This window comes from Streptomyces sp. SID3212 (assembly GCF_009865405.1).
GTDB lineage: Bacteria > Actinomycetota > Actinomycetes > Streptomycetales > Streptomycetaceae > Streptomyces.
Genome location: NZ_WWJY01001051.1, coordinates 1 through 6,232, shown reverse-complemented (window position 1 = coordinate 6,232; position 6,232 = coordinate 1). Strand labels below are relative to the sequence as shown.

The 6,232-nt window shown below is 71.4% G+C and carries 6 protein-coding genes; all 6 read left to right on the top strand.

Translation table 11 applies throughout. From position 1 onward, the window contains the following. Nucleotides 1-335: 335 nt before the first annotated feature. The 6 genes from tkt (at nucleotide 336) to GT042_RS31215 (ending at nucleotide 6,038) form a co-directional block, all read left to right on the top strand. Nucleotides 336-2,588, top strand: coding sequence for a transketolase (tkt, locus tag GT042_RS31240; protein ID WP_161312053.1), 2,253 nt, complete (start codon nucleotides 336-338; stop codon nucleotides 2,586-2,588). A gap of 191 nt (nucleotides 2,589-2,779) precedes the next feature. After that, nucleotides 2,780-3,118, top strand: coding sequence for an STAS domain-containing protein (locus GT042_RS31235; RefSeq protein WP_345943987.1), 339 nt, complete (start codon nucleotides 2,780-2,782; stop codon nucleotides 3,116-3,118). Nucleotides 3,119-3,189: 71 nt separating this feature from the next. Next, nucleotides 3,190-3,840 (top strand): response regulator transcription factor, encoded by a 651-nt coding sequence (locus GT042_RS31230; RefSeq protein WP_161312052.1) that lies wholly within the window; start codon nucleotides 3,190-3,192, stop codon nucleotides 3,838-3,840. Further along, the gene (locus tag GT042_RS39975; protein WP_202534280.1) at nucleotides 3,837-5,069 is read left to right on the top strand and encodes a sensor histidine kinase; all 1,233 of its coding nucleotides are present in this window, start codon (nucleotides 3,837-3,839) and stop codon (nucleotides 5,067-5,069) included. Before GT042_RS31230 ends, GT042_RS39975 begins: the two co-directional genes overlap by 4 nt. Further along, nucleotides 5,066-5,470, top strand: coding sequence for a response regulator transcription factor (locus GT042_RS31220; RefSeq protein ID WP_202534279.1), 405 nt, complete (start codon nucleotides 5,066-5,068; stop codon nucleotides 5,468-5,470). The genes GT042_RS39975 and GT042_RS31220 overlap by 4 nt, the downstream gene beginning before the upstream one ends. A gap of 202 nt (nucleotides 5,471-5,672) precedes the next feature. Next, entirely contained in the window at nucleotides 5,673-6,038 is a 366-nt protein-coding gene (locus tag GT042_RS31215) for an ATP-binding protein (RefSeq protein ID WP_237531380.1), read from the top strand. Nucleotides 6,039-6,232 lie beyond the last annotated feature (194 nt).

Here is a 6,232-nt window from a genome sequence, read left to right as displayed (position 1 = left end):
CCGCCTGCGCCCACCGCGCGTCCGTCGTCGCCGGAGCCCACCCCGTCCGGCACTCCCCCGCCCAGCGCCACCGCGCCCCCCGAGGCGACGGCCACCGCGAGCGAGCCCCCGGAGGCCGGCACCCCACCGGAGAGCGCGCAGCCGTAGACACGGTTGATGAGCGATTCAACGGCAAAATGACCGTTACAGAAGGAATTGTCCGCCATCATGGCGAGCAAAAGGAGCAGGAGTGGTTCCCCGACGTGCGCGCCGCGCTGGGGTGCGACCGCATCAAGGAACCGGGCGGACGTCCCGGTGTCCATTTCGCACGGAGCTGCATTCAAGGAGAGCACGGCATGGCGAATGAGCGATCCCAGTCACACGGCCCGGCGGGCCGCGCCCCCGAACTGGCCCTGCCCGTGGCCGAGCGGGCCGGGTGGGACACCGTGGACGTACGGGCCGTGGACACCGTACGGGTGCTGGCGGCCGACGCGGTCCAGAAGGTCGGCAACGGCCACCCCGGCACCGCGATGAGCCTGGCGCCCCTCGCGTACCTGCTGTTCCAGAACGTGATGCGGCACGACCCGGCCGACGACCAGTGGCTGGGCCGGGACCGCTTCGTCCTGTCGTGCGGGCATTCGAGCCTGACCCTCTACATCCAGCTGTACCTGGCCGGTTACGGGCTCGAACTGGAAGACCTGCGTCAGCTGCGGACGTGGGGCTCCGCGACGCCCGGCCACCCGGAGTACCGGCACACGCGGGGCGTCGAGATCACCACGGGCCCGCTGGGCCAGGGCTTCGCGAGCGCGGTCGGGATGGCCATGGCGGCCCGGCGGGAACGGGGTCTGCTGGACCCGGACGCGGCCCCCGGCAGCAGCCCGTTCGACCATCACGTCTACGTGATCGCGTCCGACGGCGACATGATGGAGGGCGTCACCTCCGAGGCCGCGTCCCTCGCCGGCCACCAGGAGCTGGGCAACCTGGTCGTCGTCTACGACTCGAACCACATCTCCATCGAGGACGACACCGACATCTCCTTCAGCGAGGACACGGCCGCGCGGTACGCGTCCTACGGCTGGCACGTACAGACGGTGGACTGGACCCGTACGGGCAACTACGTGGAGGACGTCGACGCGCTGCTGGCCGCCGTGGAGGCCGCCAAGGCGGAGACCTCCCGGCCCTCGTTCATCCTGCTGCGTACGATCATCGGCTGGCCCGCGCCCACCAAGCGCAACACCGGCAAGGCGCACGGCTCCGCGCTCGGCGACGAGGAGGTCGCCGCGACCAAGTCCCTCCTCGGCTTCGACCCCGACCGTACGTTCGCCGTCGAGGACGACGTCCTGGCCAGGGCCCGGGCGGTGGGCGAGCGGGGCCGGGAGCAGCACGCCGCCTGGCAGTCCGGCTACGACGCGTGGCGCGAGGCCGACCCGGAGCGTGCCGCGCTGCTGGACCGGCTGCGGGCCCAGCGGCTGCCCGACGGCTGGAAGCGGGCGCTGCCCGAGTTCCCCGCCGACGCCAAGGGCATGGCCACCCGCAAGGCGTCCGGGGAGATCCTCACCGCGCTCGCCCCGGTGCTGCCCGAACTGTGGGGCGGTTCCGCCGACCTGGCGGGCAGCAACAACACCACGATGGAGGGCGAACCGTCGTTCGTGCCCTCCGAGCGGCAGACCGAGGAGTTCCCCGGCGGCCCCTACGGGCGGACGTTGCACTTCGGCATCCGCGAGCACGCCATGGGCTCGATCCTCAACGGCATCGCGCTCCAGAGCCTGACCAGGCCGTACGGTGGCACGTTCCTGACGTTCAGTGACTACATGCGGCCGGCGGTCCGGCTCGCGGCGCTGATGCAGCTGCCCGCCACCTACGTGTGGACCCACGACTCCATCGGGCTCGGCGAGGACGGCCCCACCCACCAGCCCGTCGAGCATCTGGCCGCGCTGCGCGCCATCCCCGGCCTGGATGTCGTACGGCCCGGGGACGCCAACGAGACCACCGTGTGCTGGCGGACGATCCTGGAGCACACGGACCGGCCCGCCGGGCTCGTCCTGACCCGCCAGAACCTCCCCGTCGTCGACAGGGCCTCGGACGGCGACGCGCCGGCGACCGGGGAGGGCGGCCCCTACGCCCCGGCGGAGGGCGCGGCCCGTGGCGGCTACGTCCTGGCGCACGCGTCCGGGGAGGTGCCCGACGTCATCCTGGTCGCGACCGGATCCGAGGTGCAGATCGCTCTGGACGCGCGGACGCTGCTGCACCGGGAAGGGCTGTCCGTACGGGTCGTGTCCATGCCGTGCCGGGAGTGGTTCGCCGCCCAGCCCGTCGCGTACCAGGACGAGGTGCTGCCGCCGGCCGTGCGGGCCCGCGTGAGTGTCGAGGCCGCGGTGGGGCAGGGCTGGCGGGACGTGGTCGGCGATGCCGGTCGTATCGTCAGCCTGGAGCACTACGGGGCGTCGGCCGACTACGAGCGCCTGTACAGCGAGTTCGGCATCACCCCCGAGGCGGTCGCCGCCGCCGCGCACGCCAGCATCCGGGACGCGGCGGAGCCGCCGTACCCTGGGGGACATCAGCGGACGGCCGCGCCGTCCGAGGGAAGCACCGGCGACCTGGCGTCCTGATCCGTCCTCATCCGTCCTCATCCGGAGGCCGGCTACCGCAGTCGGTACCGTCTCCCGCCCTGAGCCGCCGGGAATTGGCCCAGGGCGGGAGTCGGCACGCGGTTGACTTCTCCATCTAGTGCAGATTCACTAGTGCGCAACTGGTGTCCACGCACTAAGCAGAGGTCATGATGCGACAGGTGACGGGCTTCGTGGCTTCGCATGCGGCCACGCGAGCGGGTGACGCACGCGTCACCCTCGTCGGCGAGCTCGATCACACCACCGCCCCTGAGGTACGGGAAGCGGTGGCGGCCTGCATGGCGGAGCGGCCGACGAGCCTGCGTCTCGATCTGAGCGGGGTCAGTTTCTGCGACTGCTCCGGGCTCAGCGTCCTGCTGGAAACGCGGCTGTGCGTCCTGCTGGCCGGCGCGGATCTCGTCGTGGCGGGCATCGGCGCGCAGTTGGCGCGGCTGATCTCCCTGATCGGGGCCGACGGCATCCTGGCCGAGGGGCGCGTAGGGGCGGACTCGATCCTGGTCCGCAGCGAATGAGAACCGCCGGCCGCCGGGGCGCGCCCCGCTCTGTCCTGATCGCACGGCCCTCCCTCAGCAAGGACACTCCCATGCCCGCAGCGCCCGGCCGACCGGTCCGTGTCCTGCTGGTGGAGGACCACGACATGGTGGCCGAGGCGATAGGGCTGGCCCTGGAGCGCTCCCCCGGTCTGGAGATCGTGGGGCGTTCCGCGTCGCTGGCGGCGGCGCTGGCCGATGCCGAGCGGCACCAGCCGGATGTCGTCCTGCTGGACCGGCGGCTGCCGGACGGCGACGGCATCTCGGCCATCGCCGGTCTGGAGGCGCTCGTTCCGGGCGTACGGATCCTCGTGCTGACGGGCGAGGGCAGTGCGTCGGTGGCGGCCCGGGTGGCGGAGGCGGGCGGGGCCGGCCTGGTGCTGAAGAGCAGCGGGCTGGGCGAGCTGGAGGACGCGGTACGGCGCGTGGCGTCCGGCGAGGTGGTGTTCAGCCAGGAGCTGCTGGGCACCGTACTGGGGCAGTTGAGCGGCAGGACGCCGGTGCTCGGCGCCACCCTCACCCCGCGCGAGCGGGAGACTCTCGCCCTGCTGGGCGAGGGGTTCACGACCTCCGACATCAGCGCCCGGCTGGGGGTCGCTCTGAACACGGGGCGCAATCACGTCCAGCGCGTCCTGGAGAAGCTGGGGGCGCGGTCCCAGCTGGAGGCCGTCACGATCGCGCGCCGCGAAGGGCTCCTCACGTGACCCCGCATCCGCCGCCGGAGCTGCCCCGGAAGCCGGCGGCTCCGCTGGCGGACGCCGCGTTCACACTGCTCGTGCAAGGGGTGCTCGACTACGGCATCTTCATGCTCGATCCCCAGGGCTATGTGATCAGCTGGAACGCGGGGGCGGAGCGGATCAAGGGATACTCCGCCGCGGAGATCGTGGGGAACCACTTCTCGGTCTTCTACCCGACCGAGGACAAGGTGGCGGGCAAGCCGCAGTGGGAGCTGGAGACCGCCGTCGCCGACGGCAGGCTCGAGGACGAGGGCTGGCGCATCCGTAAGGACGGCTCCCGGTTCTGGGCGAACGTGGTCATCACCGCGTTGTGGGACGACAAGGGCCGGCTGGCCGGTTTCGGCAAGGTGACCCGCGACATGTCGGAACGGCGGGCCGCGCAGAACGCGCTCAGCGAACGGCGGCGGTTGTTCGACCACCTCGTCCAGGCCCAGGAGACGGAACGCCGCCGTATCGCGTGGGACGTGCACGACGACTCCATCCAGGCCATGGTGGCCGTGGGCATGCGGCTCCAGTTGCTGACGGAGCGGGTGCCGGAGGCGTACGCGCCGGAGCTGGAACGTCTCGACCGGTCGGTACGGGGAGCGATCAGCCGGCTCCGTAACCTGACCTTCCGTCTGCATCCGCCGGGGATCGACCGCAGTGGGCTGGTCGAAGCGCTCTCCAACCACCTGACCGAAGTGACGAGCGCCTGGAAGATGACTCCCTCGTTCGAGCACCGGCTCGACCGGGAGCCCGGGCCCGAGACGGCCGTCACCGTCTTCCGTATCGCCCAGGAGGCACTGCTGAACGTGTACAAACACGCGGACGCGAGCAGCATCTCCGTCCGGGTCGAGTCGTCCGGCGGGGGCATCCTGACCCGGGTCGCCGACAACGGCAACGGGGAGCCCATGGCGCGGGACGCCGGCCGCGATCATTTCGGGATCATCGAGATGCGGGAGAGGGCGGAGACGGCCGGGGGGTGGTGGTCGATGGGCAGCGAACCGGGGGTCGGGACGACGGTGGAGTTCTGGGTGCCGAGCCCGCCGGCCGCTGAGGTGGCGGTGGAGTCGGCGGAAGCGGCTGATCCTACGGAGTCGCCGGAGCCTGACGATCCTGCTGGCCCCACGTACTCTGCGGACCCCCCGGACCCCACGGACCCTGCTTACTCCCCTGAAGCTGCGGACTCTGCTGAACGTGCGGATGGGCCACGGTGACAGCGGTCCGCCCCGCCGGGAGTCCGCTGAGCGTGCTCCTCTGCGACGACAACGACATGCTGCTGGACATCCTGCGCGAGGTCGTGGACGCGCAGCCCGATCTGCACGTCGTGGGCACGGCGTCGGACGCGGAAGGGGCGGTCCGGCTCGCCCTCCGTCATGAACCGGACCTCGTCGTCCTGGATGTCCGCTTCCCCGGCGGCGGTCCGAACGTCGCCCGGGAGATCGCCCGGTGCTCGCCGGACAGCCGCGTGGTGGCGTTCTCCGCGTACAGCGACAAGAGCTCGGTCGAGGGAATGATGCGCGCGGGAGTCTCCGCGTACGTCGTCAAAGGTGTCACCAACCGTGAGTTCCTGGGCGCGCTGCGCCGGGTGGGACAGGTCTCCGACGACGTTCGTTGAACGGCGTCCGGGACCCGAGGACCGCGTGACCGACTGGCACGGCCGATCGGGGGTACAGGGCCAGGAGATCACAGCGACGCGCCGGTACGGACCGGTCGGCCCAGGGGGAGATCACATGCGCGGGGTTCACGAAACAACAGACGGCCACAGAGCTGTGACGCGGGCGCCCCGGCGCGGTGCTGCCTTCGAGGGAGAGCCCGGAATGATCGCGGAGGCACGCCGCTTCACCCGCGAGTTCCTGACCGAGATACAGGACGAGTACGGCGTCCCGGTGTCGTCGCGGCTGCTCGGTGACACCCAGCTGGTGGTGAGCGAACTGGTCACCAACGCCCGCAAGTACGCGCCGGGCCCGTGTCTGCTGGACCTCCAGCTGCTGCCCGACGCCTTCGAGATCACCGTATGGGACAGCGCGTCCGCCCTGCCGATCGCGCGGGCGGCCGAGCCGGGCCGTATCGGGCAGCACGGCATCGAAATAGTGCTGGCGCTGTGTGAGGGATTCGACGTCCGGCGCGAACCCGTCGGCAAGCGGATCAAGGTCCGTCTCGCCCTGACGGACGGACTCCACTGACCCGCGAAGGCGCGACGGGTCCAGGCAGGCATCTCATCGCGGGGAGGGACACGGACATGAGCAGGATCCTCGCCGTGCTGCGACGGCACGACCACCGGCTGACCCGGCGGATCGCGGCATGGGACCACCCGTGGATACGGACGGTCCTGCCGGCGGCGCAGGACGCGGCCGAACACACCGCGCTGTGGTGGGCG

Coding starts and splice junctions, on each gene's coding strand:
- GT042_RS31230 (WP_161312052.1), top strand. CDS start 3,190: ATGCCCGCAGCGCCCGGCCGACCGGTCCGTGTCCTGCTGGTGGAGGAC.
- GT042_RS31215 (WP_237531380.1), top strand. CDS start 5,673: ATGATCGCGGAGGCACGCCGCTTCACCCGCGAGTTCCTGACCGAGATA.
- tkt (WP_161312053.1), top strand. CDS start 336: ATGGCGAATGAGCGATCCCAGTCACACGGCCCGGCGGGCCGCGCCCCC.